Annotated in this window: 26 protein-coding genes; 15 read left to right on the top strand and 11 right to left on the bottom strand. The window is 71.9% G+C overall.

Features of this window, described 5'->3' with window-relative positions; translation table 11 throughout:
- Nucleotides 1-79 precede the first annotated feature (79 nt).
- Complete coding sequence (locus tag AC3IYI_RS27195) at nt 80-616, bottom strand: hypothetical protein (RefSeq protein WP_489406194.1); 537 nt, start codon at nt 614-616, stop codon at nt 80-82.
- Nucleotides 617-690: 74 nt separating this feature from the next.
- On the opposite strand from AC3IYI_RS27195, the gene AC3IYI_RS27190 reads away from it, so the two are divergent.
- From AC3IYI_RS27190 to AC3IYI_RS27175, 4 genes are all read left to right on the top strand, one after another.
- Complete coding sequence (locus AC3IYI_RS27190) at nt 691-900, top strand: helix-turn-helix domain-containing protein (RefSeq protein ID WP_243336126.1); 210 nt, start codon at nt 691-693, stop codon at nt 898-900.
- The gene (locus tag AC3IYI_RS27185; RefSeq protein WP_489406193.1) at nt 900-1,412 is read left to right on the top strand and encodes a Clp protease N-terminal domain-containing protein; all 513 of its coding nucleotides are present in this window, start codon (nt 900-902) and stop codon (nt 1,410-1,412) included. The genes AC3IYI_RS27190 and AC3IYI_RS27185 overlap by 1 nt, the downstream gene beginning before the upstream one ends.
- A 104-nt stretch (nt 1,413-1,516) precedes the next feature.
- Nucleotides 1,517-2,596, top strand: coding sequence for a hypothetical protein (locus tag AC3IYI_RS27180; protein WP_489406192.1), 1,080 nt, complete (start codon nt 1,517-1,519; stop codon nt 2,594-2,596).
- Nucleotides 2,597-2,759: 163 nt separating this feature from the next.
- Entirely contained in the window at nt 2,760-4,316 is a 1,557-nt protein-coding gene (locus tag AC3IYI_RS27175; RefSeq protein WP_489411587.1) for an IS1182 family transposase, read from the top strand.
- Between the two features lie 235 nt (nt 4,317-4,551).
- On the opposite strand, the gene AC3IYI_RS27170 is transcribed toward AC3IYI_RS27175, so the two are convergent.
- Nucleotides 4,552-5,457 carry a PadR family transcriptional regulator gene (locus AC3IYI_RS27170; protein ID WP_489406191.1) on the bottom strand — a complete coding sequence of 302 codons (906 nt, stop codon included), beginning with the start codon at nt 5,455-5,457 and terminating at the stop codon, nt 4,552-4,554.
- Between the two features lies 1 nt (nt 5,458).
- Nucleotides 5,459-6,391, bottom strand: coding sequence for a DUF4097 family beta strand repeat-containing protein (locus AC3IYI_RS27165; RefSeq protein ID WP_489406190.1), 933 nt, complete (start codon nt 6,389-6,391; stop codon nt 5,459-5,461).
- 140 nt (nt 6,392-6,531) lie between these two features.
- On the opposite strand from AC3IYI_RS27165, the gene AC3IYI_RS27160 reads away from it, so the two are divergent.
- Nucleotides 6,532-7,365 (top strand): hypothetical protein, encoded by an 834-nt coding sequence (locus AC3IYI_RS27160; protein ID WP_489406189.1) that lies wholly within the window; start codon nt 6,532-6,534, stop codon nt 7,363-7,365.
- 40 nt (nt 7,366-7,405) lie between these two features.
- Here the strand turns inward: AC3IYI_RS27160 and AC3IYI_RS27155 are convergent, their stop codons facing one another.
- A complete protein-coding gene (locus tag AC3IYI_RS27155) occupies nt 7,406-8,350 on the bottom strand; it encodes a LysR family transcriptional regulator (protein ID WP_489406188.1) in 945 nt (314 codons plus the stop codon).
- Nucleotides 8,351-8,556: 206 nt separating this feature from the next.
- On the opposite strand from AC3IYI_RS27155, the gene snpA reads away from it, so the two are divergent.
- On the top strand, nt 8,557-9,216 hold the full coding sequence (gene snpA, locus AC3IYI_RS27150) for a snapalysin (RefSeq protein ID WP_489406187.1): 660 nt from the start codon (nt 8,557-8,559) through the stop codon (nt 9,214-9,216).
- A gap of 26 nt (nt 9,217-9,242) precedes the next feature.
- Here the strand turns inward: snpA and AC3IYI_RS27145 are convergent, their stop codons facing one another.
- The 5 genes from AC3IYI_RS27145 to AC3IYI_RS27125 all read right to left on the bottom strand — a co-directional run bounded on the left by AC3IYI_RS27145 (nt 9,243) and on the right by AC3IYI_RS27125 (nt 13,523).
- Nucleotides 9,243-9,497, bottom strand: a complete 255-nt coding sequence (locus tag AC3IYI_RS27145) for a hypothetical protein (protein WP_489406186.1) — start codon at nt 9,495-9,497, stop codon at nt 9,243-9,245.
- Between the two features lie 36 nt (nt 9,498-9,533).
- Nucleotides 9,534-10,118 carry a dihydrofolate reductase family protein gene (locus AC3IYI_RS27140; protein WP_489406185.1) on the bottom strand — a complete coding sequence of 195 codons (585 nt, stop codon included), beginning with the start codon at nt 10,116-10,118 and terminating at the stop codon, nt 9,534-9,536.
- Between the two features lie 110 nt (nt 10,119-10,228).
- The gene (locus tag AC3IYI_RS27135; protein ID WP_489406184.1) at nt 10,229-10,828 is read right to left on the bottom strand and encodes a GNAT family N-acetyltransferase; all 600 of its coding nucleotides are present in this window, start codon (nt 10,826-10,828) and stop codon (nt 10,229-10,231) included.
- A gap of 137 nt (nt 10,829-10,965) precedes the next feature.
- Nucleotides 10,966-12,021 (bottom strand): family 2 encapsulin nanocompartment cargo protein polyprenyl transferase, encoded by a 1,056-nt coding sequence (locus tag AC3IYI_RS27130; protein ID WP_489406183.1) that lies wholly within the window; start codon nt 12,019-12,021, stop codon nt 10,966-10,968.
- A gap of 95 nt (nt 12,022-12,116) precedes the next feature.
- Nucleotides 12,117-13,523 carry a family 2B encapsulin nanocompartment shell protein gene (locus AC3IYI_RS27125; protein ID WP_489406182.1) on the bottom strand — a complete coding sequence of 469 codons (1,407 nt, stop codon included), beginning with the start codon at nt 13,521-13,523 and terminating at the stop codon, nt 12,117-12,119.
- A 227-nt stretch (nt 13,524-13,750) separates the two neighbouring features.
- Here AC3IYI_RS27125 and AC3IYI_RS27120 point away from each other — a divergent pair, with 227 nt between their 5' ends.
- The 4 genes from AC3IYI_RS27120 to AC3IYI_RS27105 all read left to right on the top strand — a co-directional run bounded on the left by AC3IYI_RS27120 (nt 13,751) and on the right by AC3IYI_RS27105 (nt 17,251).
- Nucleotides 13,751-14,203, top strand: coding sequence for an RrF2 family transcriptional regulator (locus AC3IYI_RS27120; protein WP_489406181.1), 453 nt, complete (start codon nt 13,751-13,753; stop codon nt 14,201-14,203).
- A 181-nt stretch (nt 14,204-14,384) separates the two neighbouring features.
- Nucleotides 14,385-15,581 (top strand): globin domain-containing protein, encoded by a 1,197-nt coding sequence (locus tag AC3IYI_RS27115; RefSeq protein WP_489406180.1) that lies wholly within the window; start codon nt 14,385-14,387, stop codon nt 15,579-15,581.
- A 94-nt stretch (nt 15,582-15,675) separates the two neighbouring features.
- The gene (locus AC3IYI_RS27110; RefSeq protein WP_489406179.1) at nt 15,676-16,266 is read left to right on the top strand and encodes an N-acetylmuramoyl-L-alanine amidase; all 591 of its coding nucleotides are present in this window, start codon (nt 15,676-15,678) and stop codon (nt 16,264-16,266) included.
- 76 nt (nt 16,267-16,342) lie between these two features.
- Nucleotides 16,343-17,251 (top strand): 1-aminocyclopropane-1-carboxylate deaminase/D-cysteine desulfhydrase, encoded by a 909-nt coding sequence (locus tag AC3IYI_RS27105; RefSeq protein ID WP_489406178.1) that lies wholly within the window; start codon nt 16,343-16,345, stop codon nt 17,249-17,251.
- A gap of 124 nt (nt 17,252-17,375) precedes the next feature.
- Here the strand turns inward: AC3IYI_RS27105 and AC3IYI_RS27100 are convergent, their stop codons facing one another.
- The gene (locus AC3IYI_RS27100; RefSeq protein WP_489406177.1) at nt 17,376-18,953 is read right to left on the bottom strand and encodes a Na+/H+ antiporter; all 1,578 of its coding nucleotides are present in this window, start codon (nt 18,951-18,953) and stop codon (nt 17,376-17,378) included.
- Between the two features lie 63 nt (nt 18,954-19,016).
- On the opposite strand from AC3IYI_RS27100, the gene AC3IYI_RS27095 reads away from it, so the two are divergent.
- From AC3IYI_RS27095 to AC3IYI_RS27085, 3 genes are all read left to right on the top strand, one after another.
- On the top strand, nt 19,017-19,277 hold the full coding sequence (locus AC3IYI_RS27095; RefSeq protein WP_250750367.1) for a UBP-type zinc finger domain-containing protein: 261 nt from the start codon (nt 19,017-19,019) through the stop codon (nt 19,275-19,277).
- Between the two features lie 225 nt (nt 19,278-19,502).
- Nucleotides 19,503-19,916: an ATP-binding protein gene (locus tag AC3IYI_RS27090; protein ID WP_214949331.1), complete on the top strand. Its 414-nt coding sequence runs from the start codon at nt 19,503-19,505 to the stop codon at nt 19,914-19,916.
- Nucleotides 19,913-20,986 (top strand): RNA polymerase sigma factor SigF, encoded by a 1,074-nt coding sequence (locus AC3IYI_RS27085; RefSeq protein ID WP_489406176.1) that lies wholly within the window; start codon nt 19,913-19,915, stop codon nt 20,984-20,986. Before AC3IYI_RS27090 ends, AC3IYI_RS27085 begins: the two co-directional genes overlap by 4 nt.
- Nucleotides 20,987-21,009: 23 nt before the next feature.
- Here AC3IYI_RS27085 and AC3IYI_RS27080 read toward each other — a convergent pair whose 3' ends face one another.
- Nucleotides 21,010-21,444 carry a hypothetical protein gene (locus AC3IYI_RS27080; RefSeq protein WP_489406175.1) on the bottom strand — a complete coding sequence of 145 codons (435 nt, stop codon included), beginning with the start codon at nt 21,442-21,444 and terminating at the stop codon, nt 21,010-21,012.
- Nucleotides 21,445-21,529: 85 nt separating this feature from the next.
- On the opposite strand from AC3IYI_RS27080, the gene AC3IYI_RS27075 reads away from it, so the two are divergent.
- Complete coding sequence (locus AC3IYI_RS27075) at nt 21,530-22,495, top strand: diacylglycerol/lipid kinase family protein (RefSeq protein ID WP_489406174.1); 966 nt, start codon at nt 21,530-21,532, stop codon at nt 22,493-22,495.
- A 332-nt stretch (nt 22,496-22,827) separates the two neighbouring features.
- Nucleotides 22,828-23,085, top strand: a complete 258-nt coding sequence (locus tag AC3IYI_RS27070; protein ID WP_004937597.1) for a WhiB family transcriptional regulator — start codon at nt 22,828-22,830, stop codon at nt 23,083-23,085.
- The last annotated feature ends 8 nt before the right edge of the window (nt 23,086-23,093 follow it).

Here is a 23,093-nt window from a genome sequence, read left to right as displayed (position 1 = left end):
CGTTGCCGTGGGACTGCCGCATGGCCGGCACCGCGAACGGTGGTCTGGCTCGGTGCGGTTGACTCCCGCAGGGCTTCTTCTAGCCCTTGGGCGAAAACGATCTGCGCGTGCCGGGACGCGGTGGTGTCCAGGTACGCGGTGGCCGGGCGAGAAGGCGGGCGCGATGGCATCGGTGCTCGGCGGCCGAGGCGGCGGCTTCAGCCTGGCGGGCGCGCAGTTCCCGGTATCCGTACGAGATCCGGTCCCGGCGGAACGCCTGCTTCGGCACCCCGTCGACGCGGGCCGCACGCGCACCGCCCGGCACGGTGACCGCCTTGGGCGCCAGGCTCTTGGCGGCGCGATTCTCGGCGCGCCTGGTCTGCTTCTTCGACAATCCGTACTGTCCGGTGTTCGTTGCCCGGCGGGAGCGCTCCAAGGCCCGTGCACGGCCGCGCCGCTTCTGTGCTTCCCGCTCCAGAAGGGCGCGGTCGGCCGGGCTGAGGGTGATCTCGGTGGAGGCCGGGGCGCCGTCGGCGGCCGGGGTTGGCGAGGAAGTGTTCGGCGCGAGCCCACTGGCCGGGCTGCTGCGGGATGCGCACCGGTAGTACGAGGTCACCGCGGCTACCGTCCGGGCCACCCGTAGCCCCCGGCACCACCACGCGCGTCAATGCGGGTTGACACCCTCCCGTGCGTCAACCTACATTGACACCCATGACGGAAGCTACCGATCTGGCCGAGCGCGCCGGTGACCGTGACCCGCGCGTGGGCCTGCGTGCCGTGGCCGCCCTCCGGAGACTGCTGGAGCAACTGGAGGCCGTACAGGTACGCGGGGCCCGCGCGCAGGGCTGGTCCTGGCAGGAGATCGCGGCCGAGCTGGGCGTCAGCCGGCAGGCCGTACACAAGAAGCACGGGAGGCTCTGATGTTCGAACGCTTCACCCAGGACGCCCGCTCCACCGTGACGGGCGCGGTCGCCGAGGCCGAGCGGACCGGGGCGCAGCGGGTCGGCGAGGAGCACCTGCTCCTCTCCCTGCTCTCGCTGGGCGCCCTCGACCCCTTGGGCGTCGACCGGGCCGCGATCTCCGCCGACCTGGCGGCGGCCCGCCGCCGGGGCGGGATGTCCAAGGCGGACGAGGAAGCCCTCGCGGGCCTCGGCATCGACCTCACGGAGATCGTCTCCCGCATCGAGGAGACCCACGGCGAGGGCGCCCTGTCGGACCCGGCCCCCCGGAGCCGCTCCGGCCGCACCCGCTTCACCCCGGGCGCCAAGAAGGTCCTGGAGCAGTCCCTGCGCATCGCCCTGGGCCGCAAGGACCGCCACATCTCCACCCTCCACCTGCTCCTCTCCCTCCTCTCCCGCCCCGGCACACCCGCCGAGGTCCTCGCGGACCACGGGGTCACCTATGCGGGAGCCGAGACGGCCCTGGCGGACTGAGAAGCGGGTCGCACTCCCCCACGTTCTTCGATGTGGCGTACAACCATCTGTGCGGCCGACGAGTCCTGCACTGCGAAAGAACGTTCTCCACTGGGGGTTTTGCCGTGAAGTTGTCCCGGATCGCCGCGGCGGTCACCGTTGCCGCACTGGCCCCAGCCATGCTCCTGTCGTCCCCGGCCTTCGCCACCGGCGAAGAAACCACCGCGCCCGTCAGTCCCACGGCTCCGACCGCGCCCGACCAGCCCGCGGTGGTACAGCCGCCGGCCGGGCAGCCCCCGGTGGTCCAGCCCCCGGCCGAGCAGCCGGAGGAGAGTCAGGCCGAGAAGGACCGCAAGACGATCCTCGCGATCATCGCCGACCCGATGGCCAGCGGGCACATGAGGGAAGCGGGCCGCAAGGCCATCGCAGACGGCCCTGCGGCCATGCGCAAGTTCATCGAGACCGACCAGCACTCGATCCGCATCGACGACTACCGGATCCTGATCCTCCGCCTCCTGAACGGCGCCGGCCCCGGCCTGAAGGAGGGCATCACCGCGGTCCTCAGCAACGACGGTGCGAACCTGGCGAAGCTGCGCCACTTCTACGAGGTCACCCAGCACGAGCTGCGCGACGACGATAACAAGGTCGCCATCTCCAGGCTGATCAACGGCGCCGGCCCCAGCCTGAAGGAAGGCGCCAAGAAGGCGCTCAAGGGCACCCCCGCCGACCGCGTCGAGTTCCTGAAGACGGGCCAGCACCATCTGCGCGACCAGGACAACCGGATCGCGATCGCCCAGATCATCGACGGCGGCGGCCCGGAGCTGGTCAAGGCAGGCCGTGCGGCGCTCGCCGGTACTCCCGCCGACCGCGTCGCGTTCCTGAAGACGGGTCAGCACGAGGCGCGCGCCAAGGACAAGAAGGCTCAGGAGGAGAAGGAGAAGGAGCAGGGCAAGCAGCCGGACCAGATCACCCCCACTCCCACTCCCACGCCCACCCCCACTCCCGCCCCCGGGTCTTCCGGCGCCGGGACCGGGGCCGGCTCCGGGAACACCGCCGTCACCCCCCAGGGCGGCGGCAGCGGCCCCCTCGCCACGACCGGCGCCGGTGACACCGGCTGGATCGCGGGCGGTGCGGGCACCGCGCTCGTCGCCGGTGGGGGCCTCCTGCTCGCCGCGCGGATGCGTCGCACCGCCTCCGAACGCTGACCCGGATCCTCCCCCCGGCCGTACGGGGGTCGGCCGCGGCGAGGATCCGAAGGGGACGGCAGAGACGGCCTAGAAGGCTGATGAAGATGTTGGGTTCTGGCCCCGCCGCGTCAGCGGCGGGGCCAGACTCGTTGTTGTGGTTCAAGGGGAGTGGGTCGGAGAGCTGGTCGGGCCCGATGTGTGGGCGACGTGCCGGGAGTTGATTCCGGCTGGGAGTGTGTTCGCGTTCCTGGCCGAGCACCGTGGCCGGTTGTTTCCCGCGGAGATGTTCGCGGATATGTATCCGTCGGCGAACGGGCGGCCGTCCATGCCGCCGCAGATCCTGGCCGCCGCGATCACGGTGCAGGCCCTGCATGGCCTGTCGGACTTCGAGACGGTCCAGGAATTACGCTGTGACCTGCGGTGGAAGGCCGCGTGCGGGCTCGGTCTGCACGACATGGCGTTCAATCCGTCGCTTCTGGCGTACTTCCGCCGCCGGCTGGCCCGCTCGGCCCGCCCGAACCGCGTGTTCGAAGCGGTCCGCGAGGTCGTGAAGGCCACCGGGGCACTGAAGGGCAAGCACCGCCGGGCACTGGACTCCACGGTTTTGGACGACGCGGTCGCCACCCAGGACACCGTCACCCAGATCGTCTCTGCGATCCGGGCGGTGATCCGGGCGGTCCCCGGCGCCGCCGAGGTGGCCGCGGTGCAGTGCACGGCCCACGACTACACCGACCCGGGCAAACCCCGCATCGCCTGGAACGACGTCCAGGCCCGCGCCGACCTGGTGGATTGCCTGGTCGCGGACGCACTGCGGCTGCTGGGGCACCTGCCCGAGCAGCAGCTCGGGCAGGCCGCCGGCGCGGTCGGCCTGCTGGCCTTGGTCGCCGGGCAGGACGTCGAGCCCGCCGACGGCTCCGACGGCCGCGACGGACGGTGGCGCATCACGCGAGGGACCGCCCCGGGCCGCATCGTCTCCACCGTCGATCCCGAAGCCCGCCACGTCCACAAGACCCGCAGTCATCAGCAGGACGGATACAAGGCACACCTCGCGGTCGAGCCCGAGACCGGCCTGTTCACCGCCGTCGCACTGCGTCCCGGCTCGGGGGCCGAAAACCACGAGGCAGCCGTCGGCCTGGATCTGCTCGCCGATGAGGAACAGCCGGTTCACGCCTTCGGCGACACCGCCTACTCCACCGGCGACGCCTGCAAGGTTCTGGAGGGGGCCGGTCACCGGCTGTTCCTCAAACCCGCCCCGCTGCGGGCGGCCGTTCCCGGCGGTTTCACCCTCGAGGACTTCGCCATCGACACCACCTCGGCGACCGTGACCTGCCCCCAAGGACACACCGTCCCGCTCTCCGATCCCGGCGGACAGCACCATCAGCGCAGAGCCACTTTCAAGGATCTGTGCACCGGATGCCCCCTGCGCGAGCGGTGCACCAAAGCCAAAGCAGGCCGGATCCTGACCATCCGCCCCCACCACGACCAGCAGGCGGCTGCCCGCCACCAGGCCGCCACCGATCCCGACTGGCAAGCCGCCTACCGCCGCTGGCGACCACCCGTCGAACGCGCCGTCGCCTGGATCGTCCACCGGGGCAACCGCCGACTCCGATACATCGGCACCATTAAGAACGACACCTGGCTCCACACCCGAGCAGCCGCCCTCAACCTCCGCAGACTGATCAACCTCGGACTCACCAACACCAACGGCACCTGGCACCTCGCCCCAGCCGGCACATGAACGCGAGCGGCTGCCCGGCCTCCGGCCGGACAGCCCCTCAACAAGATCTTCATCAGCCTTCTAGAGCCTGTCGTCAAACTCCCGTCGTCGCCCGAAGGGCGGCCGCGCGGCGTCTGGTGCGTGCTCTCGGCGCGCCGGGCGAAAGTACGCGTACTGGACGTACTCGGGCTTTCGCCCGGTGCGGCGAGAGCGCGTGCCAGGCGTCGCGAGGCAGACGGGAGTTTGACGACAGGCCCTAGCCCTGCGGGCCGAGGGCCGAGGCGATGCGGGCGGCCGCCTCCGCCAGGTGGGTACGGGCCTGCGCCAGCTGGTCGTCGCTGATGCCCCGGTCGCGGGCCGCGTCGCGGATGTCGTCGCGGAAGCGGTCCAGCAGCCGGTCCAGGTCGCGGGCCGGGTCCCCCGTCGTCGCCACGTCCCGTGCCCAGTCCGCGTCGGCAGCGGACGACGGAGCCGTGGTCGCGCTGGGCGCGGTGGGGGCCGTCGTCGTCGGGGCGGAGCCGCCGAGCCAGGCTCCCGCCAGGCTGCCCAGGACTCCGCCCGACTTCGCGAACTGCTCCTGGAGCTGGCCGGCGATGCGCTGGACCTCCTCACGGGCCCGCTCCTGCGCCTCCTTGGCCTGACGGCGGGCCTGCTGGGCCTCCTCACGGGCCCGGCGGCTCTCGTCCTTCGCCCGGCGCGCCTGTTCCTTCCACTCGGCCTTGGCCTTGCGGAACTCCTCCTTGGCGGCCGTCCAGGACTCGCCCTCCACCTGCGTGGCCGACGCACTGGCCGCGGCCCGCAGTTCGCGCCGCAGGTCGCCCGCCGCGCCGCTCACGTCCGCGCGGATCTCGGCGGCCAGCTCGGAGACCGAGTCGCGGATCTCCAGCTCCAGGTCGGCCAGTTCGCCGCCGCGGTCGGCCAGTTCGGCGCGGCCCGCGTCGGTGATCGAGTACACCTTGCGCCCGCCTTCGGTCGCGTGCGTGACCAGGCCCTCGGTCTCCAGCTTGGCCAGGCGCGGGTACACCGTGCCCGCGGAGGGCGCGTACAGCCCCTGGAAACGCTCCTCCAGCAGACGGATCACCTCGTACCCGTGGCGCGGGGCCTCGTCGAGCAGCTTGAGGAGGTAGAGGCGGAGGCGGCCGTGGGCGAAGACGGGCGGCATGTCAGAGCACCTTCTTGTCGAGCGCGAGGGGGGCGGCCGGGGCGGCCGGGTCGGTGGCCGGGCGGCGCAGCAGCGCGATGGAACCGGAGACGGTGGTGGCGCGCAGCGTGCCGGCGCCGGCACCCAGGGTGCCGGTGATCCGCTTGGCGCCCAGCTGGCCGGAGACCTGCAGGTCCTCGAAGGCGTTGGAGACGCCGCCGGTGGCGGTGTTGGCCTCGACGCGGGCGTCGGCCGGGTGCGGGAGGCGGATGGCGACCTGCCCGGATACGGAGGTGAGGGAGATGTCGACCGGTCGCGGCTCGGGCCGGTCGTCGAGGGCCAGATCGATCAGCATGTCCCCGCTGACCGAGTCGGCCCGTACGCTGCCCACGGCGCCGTCGACGACCGTCAGGCCGCCGGACACGGAGTGGAAGCCGAGCTCGCCGGTCACGGACTGGGCCTCGACCCCGCCGGAGACCGTGTGCGCCTTGACCTTGCCGGAGAGGCCGACGAGCGTGGTCTCGCCGGAGACCCCGTGGATTTCGGTGCCGCCGTCGATGCCGGACACGAAGACGGTGGCGCCGACCCTGGCCAGCTGGACGCGGGTGGCGGCCGGGACGGTGAGGGTCACGGTCGCGCTGCGCTCCCAGGCCTTGCGGCCGAAGCCGCCGGAGGACCAGGCCTTCCAGGGCTTGGCCTCGAACCACTCCTTGAAGCCCTGGGAGCCGTTCCAGGGGAGGTCCTCGTAGGAGACGGTCAGGATGCCGCCCTCCTGCACCACGTACAGGGGCGGGCCGTCGACCTCGGACACCTCCAGGCGGGCCGGGCCCTCATCGGCGGCGACGACGTTGACCGTGCCGCCGACCACCCGGACGCGGACCTCGGTCACCGGCTCCTCGAAGGTGAGCTTCTGCGGTTCGGCGACCGACCACGTCTTCTGCGCTGCCTCTGCCATGGTGCTGACCCTCCTCGGCGTACGTGCACGCAACATATCGCGTCTTCTGACCAACACGATATATCGCGGTTGCGGGAAGTCAAGCGCGTCAGGATGATCCAAAATCATCACTTTGGGGTGGTTTGGCTTAGCGTGTGGGCATGTCGATCTCCCAGACCACGGCGGGCGGACTCCTCCTCTGCCGCGCCGAGCCCCTCGCCGCCCGACCCGCCGCGCACATCCTGCGCGAGCGCCTGCTGCTGGCCCCCGCCGGCGAGTGGAGCGTGCTGGTACCCGAGGCCGAGCCCTGGCTCGGCGGCGCGGAATCCGTGGCCGGAGTCCTGGCGGGCTGGGGTTCGGCGGTCGCGCTGAGCTCCAACTGGCCGGTGCTGAGCCTGTGGTGGGACGAGGGCCGGACCGGCTTCGTCCTGTCCTCGGGATTCCGCCGGTCCGCGGCCTACGAGTGGGACGCGGCGGGCCGTCCGCGCGGCGAGCCGGACGCCCCGTACGCCGCGGACACGGACGCCATGCGCACGCTGGCGGCGCGGCTCGGACTGGACCCGGTCCTGGACCTGGAGGAACTGGAGCGGCTCACCCGCCCCGACGCGGCGGCCGACGGCGCATCCCGGCTGCTCGGCGTCATCGCGCTGCTGTCCCGCGCGGGGCTGGCGCTGCCGGCGGGCCTGAACCCGGGCGAACCGGCCGACCGGCTGCGGGAAGCGGCCCGGGTCGCGCCGGCCGCGGAGCGGGTGGAGTGGGCGGGCTGGCGCGACACGGTGCGGGCGGAGCTCGCGGTGGTCGAGGACAGTCCCCTGGGCCCGTGGCTCCGGGGACCCAAGGCGCGCCTGGCGGGCGCCGCCCAACTGGCCGCCGGAGCACCCCTGATGATGTGGGCGGCCCGCCGCCGCAGTCCGGGCTGGCTGGCCGCGGGCACCGTCCTGGTGACGCACGGCGCGGCCGCCCTGGCCTACGACCGGGCCCGCCGCCGCGCCTAAGGCCTGTCCGGTCCGGTCCGGCCCCGCCCTGCCCAGCCCTCTAAACCGCCAGCAGCGGGCTCGCGTTGCGGCGCAGCCAGGCCCAGTAGGGCGGAGTCCCCAGCGCCGCTTCGCGGTAGGCCGCGCGGAGGTCCTCGTACACCCCCTCGGACATCTGCGCGTGCACCCCGGGGCGGGTCGCGAGGAGGAGGCGTACGGCGAGCGGGTCGCCCGAGAGCGGCCGGATCGCCATGTCCTCGCGCACTCCTGAGGTGGGCTGGCAGGGGGCGACGGCCTCGCCGGAGACGATCAGCGAGGCGGCCGTGTGGTAGTCGGCGTGCAGCAGGGGCGGGTCGAGGCCGGCGCCCGCGAGGACCCGGCGCAGGCCGTCCCACTCCCCGTCCACCGAGGGGTCCACGGTCCACCGGTCGGCGGCGAGGTCGCGCAGCTCCACCACGGACCGGGCCGCCGCCGGATGGTCCCGGGACATGGACACGAACTGCGGCTCCCGCTCCATCAGCACCCGTAACTCCAGCCCGGGAGGCACCCGCAGCGGGCTGCCCTCCACCTCGTGCACGAAGGCCACGTCGAGCCGGCCAACGGCCGTCATCCGCAGCAGCGCGTTGGCGGACACGTCGACCATCAGGTCGGTCTCCGTGTCGGGCAGCCGCCGGTGGAGCCTGCGCAGCCAGCCGGGCAGGGCGCGGCTGGCCGTCGAGCCGATCCGCAGCCGGGGCCCCCGGGACAGCGCCCGGGCCTCCGCGACGAGGACGGCCATCTCGGCCAGGAGCGGCCGCGCCCGGCCGAGTACGGCGCGCCCGAGGGGAGTCGGCCGGCACCCGGTGCGCTCGCGCAGGAACAGCTCCCCGTCCAGGGCGCGTTCGATGCGCCGCAGCTGGGTCGTCAGAGAGGGCTGGCTCACGCCGAGCTGCCGGGCGGCCTTGTGCAGGCTGCCGGCGTCGGCGATGGCGCACACGGCGCGCAGGTGCCTGACCTCAAGCTCCATGCCCCGAGAGTAGGCCGGGCCGAGCCGACCGCACCAGTAACCGGTATCCCCTCGAATCCCGCCATTCTCTTGGGAGTCGGCCTTCCGAAATCCTCCCGATAGCCCGGCGCTATCGGGGTCTGGCATCATCCGCCGGCCCCTCCCGCTCCCGCAGACTCCGGTACCGAACGACCCCCCACCGCACCGGATGAGCAGGAGTTCCCCACATGCGCCACTCCCGCAAGACCACTCTGTCCGCCGTCGGGATCGCCGTCGCCGCCGTCCTCGGCGCCGTCGTCCCGGGCACGACCGCCACGGCCTCCGCCGGCACCGGCAGCCCGAGCACGTACGCCGCGTACGAGCAGTCGAAGGAGAACCAGGCCGCCAACCGCGCCTTCTTCGAGGCCGTGCAGCGCTCGGTGGCCGAGCAGCGCGCCGCGGCACCGGGCCTGGCGGCCGTGACCGTCACCTACAACACCCGCAACGCGCCGAGCTTCCGCACCCAGATAGCGCGCTCCACGCAGATCTGGAACAGCTCGGTGGTCAACGTCAAACTGCAGGAGGTGTCCTCAGGCGGGAACTTCGCGTACTACGAGGGCAACGACTCACGCGGTTCGTACGCGAGCACTGACGGCCACGGCCGGGGCTACATCTTCCTGGACTACCGGCAGAACCAGCAGTACAACTCCACCCGCGTGACCTCGCACGAGACGGGTCACGTGCTCGGCCTGCCGGACCACTACTCGGGCCCGTGCAGCGAGCTGATGTCCGGCGGCGGCCCCGGCACCTCCTGCCAGAACGCCACCCCGAACTCCGCCGAGCGCTCGCGCGTCAACCAGCTGTGGGCGAACGGCCTCGTCGCGTCCGGTCTGGACGCGAAGGGCTAGGGCCCGTCGGGCCGGGATTCCTCGGGCTAGGACCCTTCAGGCCGGGACCCCTCGGTCTGGGACCCCTCGGGCCAGGGCTCCCGGTACGCGGGCTCGTACGCCGTGCACTCCCGGTTCCGGCAGGGACCGGGGGTCCACACCGGGATGAAGATCCCGAGGGATTTGCGCCGTCCGACGATCGTGTCGACGGGGCTCCCGCACGCCGGGCACGACCGCTGGTCGTGCCCGGCCCGCGGGGCGACCGTCCCGTGCGCCTGCTGTTCCCGCTGTTCACCGGCCATACCTCCACGGTAGGCCCGTTTCGCCGGTTCGGCGGGTCAGCGCTTGACGGCGTACGAGGTGATGACCTGGCCGCCGCCGAGGGCCTTGAACCCGGTCAGCTCCAGGGGGCGCGCCCCGAATCCGGCGCGCGACATCGGCATGCCGGTGCCGACGAAGACCGGGTACGTCTTGACGACGAACGCGTCGATCTCGTCGATCAGCTGCCCCGCGAGGTCCGCTCCACCGCACAGCCAGATGCCGAGCCCCTCCTCGGCCTTCAGCTTGCGGACCGCTCCCACCAGGTCGCCTTCGATCAGCCGTACCGCCGGGTCGGGCGCGGTGGTGAGCGAGCGCGAGACGACGTACTGCTCGCGCATGTGCCCGTACGGGCTGGTCAGGCCCTGCTTGAGGCCGGGCTCGTACGTACCGCGCCCCATGAGCACCGTGTCGAAGTGCCTGGGTTCGGCGTCCTCGATCCCCAGCTGGACGCGCCCCGGGGTGGAGATGGTCTCCGGGTACTCGGCCTTGAGGTGATCGATGAACTCCTGGTCGAGGTAGCTGTAGATGAAGTCGGCGTCGCCGTCCGGGGCCCCGATGAAGCCGTCGACCGACGCGGCGACGAAGTACGTGAGCTTGCGCAAGCGATTCTCTTCCGTTCGACAGTGCACCCCCATCGAGGCACGTCGACCAAAGTACTTCAGTCGAAGTGGTCTCGCAAGGGATTACCGAGGTTACCGAGGTACGAGATCGATCACTGCGGCTTGCGCCACATCGGCCACATCAGCGGCCCGTCCGGCAGCCGCACCGCCTCGCCCGTGAACCGCCAGCCCAGCCGCTCGTACAGCCCCTTGCTGCGCTCGCTGCTCGCCTCCAGGTACGCCGGTACGCCCTCGCGGTCACAGCGCTCCAGCACCGGCCGGATCAGCTCCGTACCCAGCCCCTCGCCCTGCCGCCCCGGGGCGACGGCGATCATCAGCAGGTACTCGTGCTCCTCCGCCATCGGGTGCACCGCGCCGGTGAGCCGGCCCACCAGCTCGCACCGCTCGTTGTCCGGGTCGGCCACGGCCCGCATCTTCGCCGGGACCTCGTCCTCGACGTGCTCCGCGTCCGGATCGCCCGCCGGGACGCGCAGCCACAGCGCCGCCGCCGAACCGTCCACCGTGTAGTCGATCCGGCCCTCGGCCAGCGCCACGTCCACGAAGACGCCCATGAACTTCCCGTGCACCGCGGCCCGGTGCGCCGGGTCCGGGAACACCCAGCTGCTCACCGGATCGCTGCGGAAGGCCTCGTCTAGCAGCCGCGCCACGGCATCGCGGTCCGACTGACCGGCCTGACGTATCTCCAGCCCCATGGGTCACACCCTTCACTTCGCTCACGCATCAACCACCGTGAGCGATCCTAGAGTTGACCCGCCGACGCAGAAAGGCCTGTTCCGGCACCGTACGGTGCCGGAACAGGCCTTCAGGGGTCCCCCTCGCCCCTACGCGGTCACTTCGTACGCCGCGTCACGAACTCCGCCAGCGCCAGCAGCCCGCCCGCCGCCCCGAGGTCCGGGACGGCCCGCGACAGCTGCTGCACCGCCCGCCCCATCCGGTCGGCGGCATGGGCCTGCGCCCAGTCCCGCCCGCCGGCCCGCTCCACCGCGGCGGCCGCCCTGCCCACGTCGTCCCCCGTCATGGGACCCGCGTACAGCGCGGCCAGCTCCTCCCCCGCCGCGGTGCCCGAGGTGAGGGCCGCAACGACCGGGAGGGACTTCTTGCGGGCCAGCAGATCGGCCCCGGCGGGTTTTCCGGTGTGGCCGGGATCCCCCCAGATGCCGATCAGGTCGTCGATGAGCTGGAACGCCAGCCCGGCCTCCCGGCCGAAGGCGTCCATGGCGTCGACCTCGTCCGGGCCGGCCCCCGCGTACAGCGCGCCGAGCGCGCACGCGCAGCCCAGCAGGGCCCCGGTCTTGGCCGTCGCCATGGTCAGGCACTCGTCGAGCGAGACGCTCCGGCGCTGCTCGAAGGCGCAGTCCGCCTGCTGGCCCGCGCACAGCTCGACGATGCAGGCGGCGAGCCGCGCCGAGGCCGCCGCCGAGGCCGGATGCGGGTCCTCGGCGAGCAGCCGCAGCGCGAGCGCCATCATGGCGTCGCCCGTGATGATCGCGTCCGGCGTACCGAAGACCGTCCAGGCCGTCGGCCGGCCGCGCCTGCGCACGTCCTTGTCGATGACGTCGTCGTGCAGCAGCGTGAAGTTGTGCGCCAGCTCCACGGCCACGGCCGGACGTACCGCCTCCCCGTCCACCCCGGCCGCCCCGTCCCCGCGCACGGCCTGCGCGGCGGCGAGCACCAGGGCGGGCCGGATGGCCTTGCCGGCGCTGCCCGCCGCCGGGGTGCCGTCCTCCCGCTCCCAGCCGAAGTGGTACATCGCCACGCGCCGCATCGAGCCGGGCAGGCTCTCCACGGTCCGGCGCAGTTCCGGATTGACCGTTTCTCTCGTCCGCTCCAGCAGGACGGCGGCTTCCTGCCCCTCGCTGGTGGTGATCGCCTCAGTGGTCGACATGGCGTGTGCGCTCCGTCCCGTCCTGTCCCGTCCTGCCTCTGCCCCTTCGCCCGGCGCCGGAGCCGGCTCCAGCGCCGGCGCGGGAGCCGGCCGGGTCAGCTCCAGCGGGCGATCTCGACGTTCTCCAGGACGCCGAGCGCGTCCGGCACCAGCACCGCGGCGGAGAAGTAGGTGGTGACCAGGTACGAGATGATCGCCTGCTCGCTGATCCCCATGAACCGCACCGAGGTGCTCGGCTCGATCTCGTCCGGGATCCCGGGCTGGTGCAGGCCGATCACGCCCGACTCGTCCTCGCCGGTGCGCATGCAGAGGATGGAGGTCGTACGGGCGTCGCTGATCGGGATCTTGTTGGACGGGAACATCGGGACCCCGCGCCAGGCCGGCACCCGGTGCCCGCCGATCTCGACCGACTCCGGGTACAGCCCGCGCTTGTTGCACTCGCGCCCGAAGGCGGCGATGGCCTTGGGGTGGGCCAGGAAGAACTTGGAGCCGCGCCGCATGCTGAGCAGCTGGTCCATGTCGTCGGGGCTGGGCGCTCCGTCGTGGGACTGGATGCGCTGGTCGTAGTCGGCGTTGTGCAGGAGGCCGAAGTCGCGGTTGTTGAGCATCTCGTGCTCCTGGCGCTCGCGCAGCGCCTCGACCGTGAGCCGCAACTGCTGCTCGGTCTGGTTCATCGGCTGGTTGTACAGGTCGGCGACGCGGGTGTGGACCCGCAGGACCGTTTGTGCAATCGAGAGCTCGTACTCGCGCGGCCTCGCCTCGTAGTCCACGAAGGTGCCCGGCAGCACGGCCTCGCCCTGGTGGCCGGCGGAGAGGTCGATCGCGGCCTCGCCGTACTTGTTGGTGCGCTGCTCCGGCAGGGCCCGTACGGAGTCCACGTGCGCCCGCAGCGAGTCGACCCGGTCGGCGAGGATCTGGAAGTCCTGGCGGGAGAGGACGAGCACGGTGCCGGCGGTGGCGGCGCGGGCGGTGTACTCCCAGATGGCCTCCTCGTCGACGAGGGAGTCCTCGCCGAAGAAGGCCCCGTCGGCGACGGTCTGCAGGACGGCGTCGTCACCGTAGGGACCGGGGCCGATCTGGTCGATGCGCCCGTGGGCGAGCAGGAACACCTTGTCGGCGGGGCTACCGAAGGAGGTGAGCTCCTGGCCCGGCTCGAAGTCGATCTGGTGGCAGCGCGCGGCGAGTTCGGCCAGCGCGTCGGGGTCGTCGTAGTCGCGCAGCACGGGGAGCTCCCCCAGCTCCGCCGGAATCACCTGCACCTGCGTGCCGGTCTTGACGAACTCCACGATGCCGTTGCCGACGGAGTAGCTCAGCCGCCGGTTGACCCGGTACGTGCCGCCCTGGACAGACACCCAGGGGAGCATCTTCAGGAGCCACCGCGAGGTGATCTCCTGCATCTGGGGCGCGGACTTGGTCGTGGTTGCCAAGTTCCGCGCGGCCGATGTCCCCAGACTGCGCTGCGGTGCCTGGGTCTCGGATTCGGAACCAGCCTGGACCGACATGAATTTCCCCTTCGATCACTCCATGAATCTGCGGGAGGAGCCTTTCAGTACGGACCGTGGTGGGACCATTACACAAAAGGGTGGGACTACTCCGTTCGTGGCTGGGCACCCTCTTGAGTTCAACTCCCACCCCACGGGGCACTTGGACCCCACCCGTTTCGGCCATCCCGCGCGATGGCCGGCGCCTTAAATTTGCACCGTGGATGCAAGTTTTCTACGTTGGACCCATGCGGCTGACCCGATTCACCGACCTCGCCCTGCGCGTCCTGATGCGTTTGGCCGTCGCGGAGGCGGACCTTCCCACCACCCGCGACGTGGCGGCGACCATGGAGGTCCCGTACACCCACACCGCGAAAGTGGTCGCCAGGCTGCAGCATCTCGGCCTGGTCGAAGCCCGCCGCGGACGCGGCGGCGGCCTGACCCTGACCCCCGCCGGGCGTGCCGCCTCGGTGGGCGGGGTGATCCGCGAGCTGGAGGGCGCCGGCGACGTCGTGGACTGCGACGGCACCGTCCCGTGCCCACTGCGCAGCGCTTGCGTCCTGCGCGGGGCGCTGCGCCGGGCTCAGGAGGCCTTCTTCGCCTCGCTGGACCCGCTGACGGTGAACGACCTGGTCGCAGCCCCGACCGGGCCGCTCCTGCTGGGCATTTCGGGCGTATCGCCGAGGGCCGAAAGGCCCTGACGACAAGGGCCGGATGGCCGGTTCACACCGCCACTGGGCCCGCATAGCCTGATCCGCACAACCCCTTCGAACACAAGTCCGCACCATGGCGGACGCCCGCAACCCCCGCACCCACCCCATCCCCATAAATACGCATCTTGAATACCACTTCTGCGATCCACCCCGACCCGAGGAGTCACCGATGCTTTCCGAGAAGTCGACCGCGACCGTACGAGCCACCCTGCCCGCCGTCGGCGCGGCCATCGGCGACATCACGGAGCTCTTCTACGGGAAGCTCTTCGAGGCCCACCCCGAACTGATCCGCGACCTCTTCAACCGCGGAAACCAGAACGCCGGCCTCCAGAAGCAGGCCCTCGCCGGCTCGATAGCCACCTTCGCGACCCACCTCGTCGAGCACCCCGACGCCCGCCCCGACGTGATGCTGAACCGCATCGCCCACAAGCACGCCTCCCTCGGCGTCACCCGCGAGCAGTACCCGGTCGTCCACAAGCACCTCTTCGAGGCGATCGTGGAGATCCTCGGCGAGGCCGTCACCCCCGAGGTCGCCGAGGCCTGGGACGAGGTCTACTGGCTCATGGCGAACGCCCTCATCACCATCGAGGAGCGCCTCTACGCCGAGCAGCAGGTCCTCGCCGGCGACGTCTGGCGCGACTGGACGGTCGCCGCCCGCGTCGAGGAGACCGCGGACTGCACCACCTTCCACCTCACCCCGGCCGACGGCGCCCCCGCGCCCGGCTTCAAGCCCGGCCAGTACGTCTCCGTCCAGGTCGAACTCCCCGACGGCGCCCGCCAGATCCGCCAGTACAGCCTCTCCAGCGCCCCCGGCTCGCCGGTCCGCTCGATCACCGTCAAGCGGGTCCACGGCCCGGCCGCCGCAGGCCCCGACGGCGAGGTCTCCAACCACCTGCACGCCGAGGTCGCCACCGGCGACACCCTGCGCGTCTCGACCCCCTACGGCGACCTGGTCCTCCAGGACTCCGCCTCGCCGGTGATCCTCGCCTCGGCCGGCATCGGCTGCACCCCGATGCTCTCGATGCTGGAGCACCTGGCCGACACCGCGCACACGGCCCCCGTCACCGTCCTGCACGCCGACCGCTCCCCCGCCGACCACGCCCTGCGCACCGACCACCGGGCCCTGACCGGCAAGCTCGCCGACGCCTCGGCGCACTTCTGGTACGAGGCCGACGCCGAGCCCGGCGACCACGAGGGCCTCCTCGACCTCACCGCCGTCCCGGTCGCCCCGGGCACGAAGGCCTACCTCTGCGGCCCGCTCCCCTTCATGCGGGCGGCGCGCGAGCAGCTCATCACCAAGGGCGTGGCGCCCGCGGACATCCACTACGAGGTCTTCGGCCCCGACCTGTGGCTCGCCTCTGCGTGAGCCGTGCGCCGGGTGCGCGCCCTTGCGACGGAACGACCGCCTCCACTAAACGTTGAGTAACTATCCAGCTACTCACAGCCAGAAGGAGGCGGTCATGTCCGCACCCCTGTCCGCTGACCGGTTCCTGGGCGCCCTGCGGGCCGAGGGCCTGACGGTCGTCGAAGTCGGCGGCTGGCGCACCCGCAACCGCAACCACAAGGGCCCCTGGGGCCCGGTGCACGGAGTGATGCTCCACCACACCGTCACGCACGGGGCCGCGTACACCGTCCAGCTCTGCCGCGACGGCCACGCAGACCTCCCCGGCCCCCTCTGCCACGGCGTGATCACCAAGGACGGCCGGGTCCACCTGGTCGGCCACGGCCGCGCCAACCACGCCGGCGCGGGCGACTCCGACGTCCTGGCGGCGGTGGTCGCCGAGAAGCGCCTGCCGCCCGACCAGCACGCGAACACCGACGGCAACCGCCACTTCTACGGCTTCGAGTGCGAAAACCTCGGCGACGGAGAGGACCCCTGGCCGGCCGCCCAACTCGACGCCATGGCCCGCGCGTCGGCCGCCCTGTGCCGCGCCCACGGCTGGTCCGCCCGCTCGGTCATCGGCCACCTGGAATGGCGCCCGGGCAAGATCGACCCGAAGGGCTTCACGATGGCCTCGATGCGCGACCGGATCACGGAACGGCTGAAATAGCCGCCGGGGACGGCCGTCCGGAGCAGACCCGCTCTGACGTGCGACGCGGCGGGCGGGTGCGGCACACAATGGGCGGGTGGAACCTTCAGCCGACCCCTGCCCCGACCCCGACCCCGACCTGATCCTGCGCCCCCGGCCCGCCTCGCCGCTGCGGGAGGTCCGCGACGAGCGGTTCGCCGCGCAGGGGGTGCGGCTGCTGCTCAAGCGGGACGATCTGGTGCATCCGGAGCTGCCCGGCAACAAGTGGCGCAAGCTCGCGCCGAATCTCCGGGCCGCCGTCGCGGGCGGGTACCCGGAGCTCGTGACCTTCGGCGGGGCCTACTCCAACCACCTGCGGGCCACCGCGACGGCCGGCCGGCTGCTGGGGCTGGCGACCGTCGGCATCGTACGGGGGGACGAGCTCGCGGGGCGGCCGCTGAACGACTCGCTGGCCCGGTGCGCGGCGGACGGCATGCGCCTGCACTTCGTGTCCCGGTCGGCCTACCGGGACAAGGCCGGGCTGCCCGCGACGGCGGGCGCGGAGCGGGCCTACGTGATCCCCGAGGGCGGCAGCAACGCCCTCGCGCTGCACGGCTGCGCCGAGCTGGGCCGCGAGCTGAGCGGTGTCTGCGACGTGGCCGCCGTGGCCTGCGGGACCGGGGGCACGCTGGCCGGGCTGGCGGCGGGGCTCGGCGCGGGACAGCGGGCGGTGGGGGTCCCGGTGGTCGGGGGCGGCTTCCTGGAGGCGGAGATACGTTCCCTCCAGGCGGCCGCGTTCGGCGGTCCGGCGGGCGACTGGTCACTGGCCGAGGGCTACGCCCACGGCGGCTACGCCCGCGTCCCCGCCGAGCTGGAGGAGTTCGCGGCGGACTTCGAGTCCCGCCACGGCCTGCCGGTGGAGCGGATCTACGTGGCGAAGCTCCTCTGGGCCCTGCTCGCCCTGACCCGCGCGGGCACCTTCCCCCGCGGCACCACCCTGACGGCGGTCATCACGGGCCGCCCGTAGCCCGGGCCCCGGGGCGGCGCGGGCCGCCCGTAGCCCGTGTCCCGGGGCGGCAGGGAGCCCCGGCTGCCCTCCCGCGTGCGGCCGGCGGCCCCTGCGCAGCGTCGCCGGGGCCGCCGGCCCGGTCTCAGCCCGCTTCCTCCCGGTACGCCGCCGCCTCCTCCAGGTCCAGGCGGCGCAGCAGGGCCCGGAGCATTTCGTCGTCGATGCGGCGGGCGTCGCGCAGGGAGACGAAGACCTCGCGTTCCGCCGCGATCATCTCCCCGGCCAGGCGGCGGTAGACGTCGTCCGCGGACTCGCCCGTCACCGCGTTGACCTCCCCCAGCCGCTCCCACACGGCGTTGCGGCGCCGCTCCAGCACCGTGCGCAGCCGGTCCGCCAGCGGGGGCGGGAGGGCGTTCGCCGGGGAGGCCAGGAGTTCCGTCAGGCGGTCCTCCGCCGCCCGCGAGGCCTCGCTCTGGGCCTGGGCCTCCGCCAGGGTCTCGGCGTGCGTGTCCTTGGCCGGCAGCCGCAGCAGCCGGATCAGCGGCGGCAGGGTCAGGCCCTGGACCACCAGCGTGCCGATCACGGTGGTGAAGGTCAGGAACAGGATCAGGTTCCGGTGCGGCACGCTCATCGGCACGGAGAAGGCGATCGCCAGCGAGACCACGCCCCGCATCCCGGCCCATCCCACGATGACCGGTGCCTTCCAGCTCGTCTCCGGCTCGCGCGCGCGGATCCGCGGGGAGAGCCTCGGCAGGAACGTCGCCGGGAAGACCCACGCGAAGCGGGCCGCCACCACGACGAGGAACACCACCACCGCGTAGCCCGCCGCGGCCGCGCCCTCGTACTCCCCCAGCCCCTGCAGCACCACCGGCAGCTGGAGTCCGATCAGCGCGAAGACCACCGATTCGAGGATGAAGGCGACCATCTTCCAGACCGCCTCCTCCTGGAGCCGGGTCGCGAAGTCGACCTGCCAGTTGCGGTGCCCGAGGTACAGCGCGACCACCACGACCGCCAGCACCCCCGACGCGTGCACCCGCTCGGCGGCCGCGTAGGCCACGAAGGGGATCAGCAGCGACAGGGTGTTCTGCAGGAGCGGTTCGCGCATCCGCTTGCGCAGGACGTGGAGGGGGACCATCAGCAGCAGGCCGACCGCGACCCCGCCCACCGAGGCCAGCAGGAACTCCTGGATCCCGTCCGTCCAGCCGGCGCTCGCCCCGACCGCCGCCGCCAGCGCGACCTTGAACGCGGTGATCGCGGTGGCGTCGTTGACCAGGGACTCACCCTGGAGGATGGTCGTGATCCGGTTCGGCAGCCCGAGCTTGCGGGCGATGGCCGTCGCCGCGACCGCGTCGGGCGGGGCGATGACCGCCCCCAGGACCAGCGCCACCGGCAGCGAGAGCCCCGGCACCAGCAGGTACGCCGCGTACCCGACGGCGACGGTCGCGAAGAGCACGTACCCCACCGAGAGCAGCGCCACGGGCCGGATGTTCGCCCGCAGGTCCAGGTACGAGCTGTCCACCGCGGCCGTGTAGAGCAGCGGCGGGAGCAGCAGCGGCAGCACGATGTGCGGGTCCAGGTCGTACTCGGGCACGCCCGGCACGTAGGCCGCGGCCAGTCCGGCGGCGACCAGCAGCAGGGGCGCGGGCACCGGAGTGCGGCGGGCCAGCCCCGCAACGACCGCGCAGCCGGCGACCAGCGCCACCAGCGGCAATACCTCCATCGAAGATCATCCTCGCTTGAGTCATGGCATCCCGGGCGCCCGTACCTCAGTACGCTGGCCATCATGAGCGAGTGCACCCACGTTCCCGAACTGCCGCGCCCCGAGCCGGTCCCGCTTGCCCAGACCTGCCCCGAATGTCTGGCGCTCGGCAGTCATCCCGTCCAGCTCCGGCTGTGCCTGGGGTGCGGGCACGTCGGCTGCTGCGACTCCTCGCCCCACCGGCACGCCACGGCGCACCACCGGGAGACCGGACATCCGGTGATGCGCAGCTTCGAACCGGGCGAGACGTGGCGATGGTGTTTTGTCGACGGTTCGATCGTCTGAAGTGGGGTAGATCAGCCCTCCGCCGGTTCCCCTGATTTGGGCCCGCAGACCCCTAGCCACTGTGCGTCCCCATGGGCTTACCATCAGTCACTGGTCGCAGGTACGGCCTTTCGGCCAGCTATGTTCGACGGGGCTCTGCACCCTCCGACAGGGGTGCCGCGACACGATCGCCCGGATCGCGATAGCGTCACGGCGAACAGAGCTCGTACCACCTTGGAGGTGAGGGTGTCCCAGATCGCAGGCGAGCCCGGGACCCAGGACTTCGTGGAAGTCCGGCTGCCCGCTGCGGGTGCCTACCTGTCTGTGCTGCGGACGGCCACGGCCGGCCTCGCGGCACGTTTGGACTTCACCCTCGACGAGATCGAGGACCTCCGCATCGCGGTGGACGAGGCCTGCGCGATCCTGCTCCAGCAGGCCGTGCCCGGCTCCGTCCTCAGCTGCGTCTTCCGGTTGGTGGACGATTCGCTGGAGGTGACCGTCTCCGCCCCGACCACCGACGGCCGGGCGCCGGAGCGCGACACGTTCGCGTGGACGGTCCTCTCGGCGCTCGCCGGGAAGGTCGAGGCCACGGTCGAGGAGAACAAGACGGTGAGCATCAGCCTCTACAAACAGCGCGGCGCGGGACCAGGCCCGGCGTGAGCGGCGGGGAGGTCCCGGTGCGGGGCGGGGATCGGCCCCGGGTAGGACACGAGGTCGACGGCGGCATTCCGGAGCAGCAGCACGCCCGGCCGCACCCGGCTGACACGGATGCGGAAAACGGCTTTTTGGACTCGGCGGAGCGACGGGCGGGCCCTGTGAGCGAGAACCAGCACGACCAAACACTGCCGGTCCAGCCACCGGGGGCCGCTGCCACGGCCCAGCCGGCGGCTCCGGCCGCGGACGTAACCCCGGCCGCGGACACCACCGAAGCCCTTCGGGCTCCGGTGTTCACTGCGCCGCTGCCCCTGCCGGATCCGCGCGACCGCAGCGGCGCGCGGGCCCTGTTCATCGAGCTCCGGGAGCTGCCCGACGGCTCGCCGGAGAAGGCGGAGCTGCGCAACCGGCTCGTACGGATGCACTTGCCGCTGGTCGAACACCTGGCCCGGCGCTTCCGCAACCGCGGCGAGCCGCTGGACGACCTGACCCAGGTCGCCACCATCGGTCTGATCAAGTCGGTGGACCGCTTCGACCCGGACCGCGGGGTCGAGTTCTCCACGTACGCCACGCCCACGGTGGTCGGCGAGATCAAGCGCCACTTCCGCGACAAGGGCTGGGCGGTACGGGTTCCCAGGCGCCTGCAGGAGCTGCGGCTCTCGCTGACCACGGCGACGGCGGAACTATCCCAGCAGCACGGCCGCTCCCCCACGGTGCACGAACTGGCCGAACGGCTGGGGATCTCCGAGGAGGAGGTGCTGGAGGGCCTGGAATCGGCCAATGCCTACAGCACGCTCTCGCTGGACGTCCCGGACACCGACGACGAGTCGCCGGCGGTCGCGGACACCCTGGGCTCGGAGGACGAGGCGCTGGAAGGCGTCGAGTACCGCGAGTCCCTCAAGCCGCTGCTCGAAGGACTGCCGCCGCGGGAGAAGCGGATCCTGCTGCTGCGGTTCTTCGGCAACATGACCCAGTCGCAGATCGCCCAGGAGGTCGGCATCTCCCAGATGCACGTCTCCCGGCTGCTGGCCCGCACCCTGGCCCAGCTCCGCGAGAAGCTCCTGGTCGAGGAGTAGAGGGGCACAGCCGCCCGTACGGGCTATCGGGCCTGTTCCGCAGGCCCGATGCCCAGGGCTTCGGTGGCCTTCGGGTTCACCAGGAGGGCCGTGACGGCCACCGCCACCAGGGCCAGCGCCACGGCGGCGGCCTTCATCGCCCCTCCCGCGGTCCACAGCATCCAGGCGACGGGCAGCGACATCAGCTGGGTGATCAGCGCCGGGCCGCGGCTCCAGCGCCGGCCCAGGAGCATCCCGCGCGCCGCGACCAGCGGCAGCGCGGCCAGGACGAGCAGGGTGACCCCGCCGGTCAGGGCCTGCACGGGGTCGGCGCCCCCGGCGACGCCCGTGTACAGATCGGCGACGCCGGGCCCGGCCAGGGCCAGCCCCTCCAGCGCGGTCAGCACGGCGGCCGCGGTCAGCCGGCGGGGCAGCGGGGAGCGGACGGCGGACTCGGTGGGGGTGGGCTTCGTACTCACCCCAGCAGGGTAGCCGCGCCCCTCCCGCACCCGGAGGGGACGGCCAGTATGGGCGGCGCCGGAAGGGGTCGGTAGGCTGACGCCCATGCGTGCACTCCTCGTGGCCAACCCAGCAGCGACGACGACCAGTGCGCGCACGCGCGACGTCCTGACCCACGCCCTCGCCAGCGAGATGAAGCTGGAGGCGGTCACCACCGAATACCGCGGCCACGCCCGGGACCTGGGCCGCAGGGCGGCCGAGACCGGTGTGGACCTGGTGGTCGCCCTGGGCGGTGACGGCACCGTCAACGAAGTGGTCAACGGACTGCTGCACGAGGGCCCCGATCCGGAGCGGCTGCCCGGGCTCGCCGTGGTCCCCGGCGGCTCCACCAACGTCTTCGCCCGCGCGCTCGGTCTGCCCAACGACGCGGTCGAGGCGACCGGCGCTCTGCTGGACGCGCTGCGGGAGCGGCGCGAGCGGACGGTCGGCCTGGGGCTCGCGGCCGGCACCCCGGGCACGGACGACGAGTCGGTTCCGGCGCGCTGGTTCACCTTCTGCGCGGGCTTCGGCTTCGACGCGGGTGTGGTGGGGCGCGTCGAACAGCAGCGGGAACGGGGCAAGCGTTCGACCCATGCCCTGTACGTGCGACAGCTGATGCGCCAGTTCTGGGAAGAGCCCCACCGCCGGCGCGGCATGGTAACCCTGGAGCGGCCCGGCGCGGATCCGGTGACGGATCTGGTGCTGTCGATAGTGTGCAACACGTCACCCTGGACATATCTGGGCAACCGGCCGCTCTACGCCTCCCCGGAGGCGTCGTTCGATACTGCGCTTGACGTATTGGCACTGGACCGTTTGTCAACTCCGGCGGTCGCTCGCTACGCGACACAGCTCCTGACCTCGACTCCTGAGCGCGGACCGCACGGCAAGCATGCGGTGTCTCTGCACGATCTGACGGACTTCACCTTGCATTCGAAGGTGCCGCTTCCCTTCCAGATGGACGGTGACCACCTCGGGCTGCGCACCAGCGTTCGGTTCACAGGCGTACGCCGTGCACTGCGTGTGATTGTGTGAGTGGAAGGGCTGAAAGGCCTTTCACTCGAACGTTTACACGCCGGTCCACCCCTAGGAAGTAGGGCTGTGACCTAGTAGACACCGACGAATCAAAAAAAACTTTCCGGAAGGGGTTGTATCCCCGTCCGAGGTTTGCGAATCTCTACATGGCGATCGGGACAGCCCGCAGAACCCGGCACCCACACAGACCGCCAGAACCCCTCCACGAATCTCCGGCAGCCCAGGGCGAGTTTTCACCCAAACTGGGCGGTCTCCCTTCCCTCACGGAGGGATTCGTGAAAGCGTTCACATTCACAAGCAACCTGCCCGCAATACAAGGAGATGGAGCAGCCATGGACTGGCGTCACAACGCCGTTTGCCGCGAGGAAGACCCGGAACTCTTCTTCCCCATCGGCAACACCGGTCCTGCGCTGCTGCAGATCGAGGAAGCCAAGGCCGTCTGCCGCCGTTGCCCCGTCATGGAGCAGTGCCTGCAGTGGGCGCTCGAGTCCGGTCAGGACTCCGGTGTCTGGGGCGGTCTCAGCGAAGACGAGCGCCGCGCAATGAAGCGCCGTGCCGCTCGCAATCGGGCGCGCAACGCAACCGCCTGACATCGAAT

The organism is Streptomyces sp. GL_148 (genome assembly GCF_057834205.1).
This window is presented reverse-complemented; position numbering and strand designations above follow the sequence as displayed.

Coding starts and splice junctions, on each gene's coding strand:
- AC3IYI_RS27190 (WP_243336126.1), top strand. CDS start 691: ATGACGGAAGCTACCGATCTGGCCGAGCGCGCCGGTGACCGTGACCCG.
- AC3IYI_RS27115 (WP_489406180.1), top strand. CDS start 14,385: ATGCTTTCCGAGAAGTCGACCGCGACCGTACGAGCCACCCTGCCCGCC.
- AC3IYI_RS27170 (WP_489406191.1), bottom strand. CDS start 5,457: ATGCCGCCCGTCTTCGCCCACGGCCGCCTCCGCCTCTACCTCCTCAAG.
- AC3IYI_RS27095 (WP_250750367.1), top strand. CDS start 19,017: ATGAGCGAGTGCACCCACGTTCCCGAACTGCCGCGCCCCGAGCCGGTC.
- AC3IYI_RS27070 (WP_004937597.1), top strand. CDS start 22,828: ATGGACTGGCGTCACAACGCCGTTTGCCGCGAGGAAGACCCGGAACTC.
- AC3IYI_RS27125 (WP_489406182.1), bottom strand. CDS start 13,523: ATGTCGGTCCAGGCTGGTTCCGAATCCGAGACCCAGGCACCGCAGCGC.
- AC3IYI_RS27075 (WP_489406174.1), top strand. CDS start 21,530: ATGCGTGCACTCCTCGTGGCCAACCCAGCAGCGACGACGACCAGTGCG.
- AC3IYI_RS27135 (WP_489406184.1), bottom strand. CDS start 10,828: ATGGGGCTGGAGATACGTCAGGCCGGTCAGTCGGACCGCGATGCCGTG.
- AC3IYI_RS27120 (WP_489406181.1), top strand. CDS start 13,751: ATGCGGCTGACCCGATTCACCGACCTCGCCCTGCGCGTCCTGATGCGT.
- snpA (WP_489406187.1), top strand. CDS start 8,557: ATGCGCCACTCCCGCAAGACCACTCTGTCCGCCGTCGGGATCGCCGTC.
- AC3IYI_RS27160 (WP_489406189.1), top strand. CDS start 6,532: ATGTCGATCTCCCAGACCACGGCGGGCGGACTCCTCCTCTGCCGCGCC.
- AC3IYI_RS27145 (WP_489406186.1), bottom strand. CDS start 9,497: ATGGCCGGTGAACAGCGGGAACAGCAGGCGCACGGGACGGTCGCCCCG.
- AC3IYI_RS27185 (WP_489406193.1), top strand. CDS start 900: ATGTTCGAACGCTTCACCCAGGACGCCCGCTCCACCGTGACGGGCGCG.
- AC3IYI_RS27100 (WP_489406177.1), bottom strand. CDS start 18,953: ATGGAGGTATTGCCGCTGGTGGCGCTGGTCGCCGGCTGCGCGGTCGTT.
- AC3IYI_RS27130 (WP_489406183.1), bottom strand. CDS start 12,021: ATGTCGACCACTGAGGCGATCACCACCAGCGAGGGGCAGGAAGCCGCC.
- AC3IYI_RS27165 (WP_489406190.1), bottom strand. CDS start 6,391: ATGGCAGAGGCAGCGCAGAAGACGTGGTCGGTCGCCGAACCGCAGAAG.
- AC3IYI_RS27155 (WP_489406188.1), bottom strand. CDS start 8,350: ATGGAGCTTGAGGTCAGGCACCTGCGCGCCGTGTGCGCCATCGCCGAC.
- AC3IYI_RS27110 (WP_489406179.1), top strand. CDS start 15,676: ATGTCCGCACCCCTGTCCGCTGACCGGTTCCTGGGCGCCCTGCGGGCC.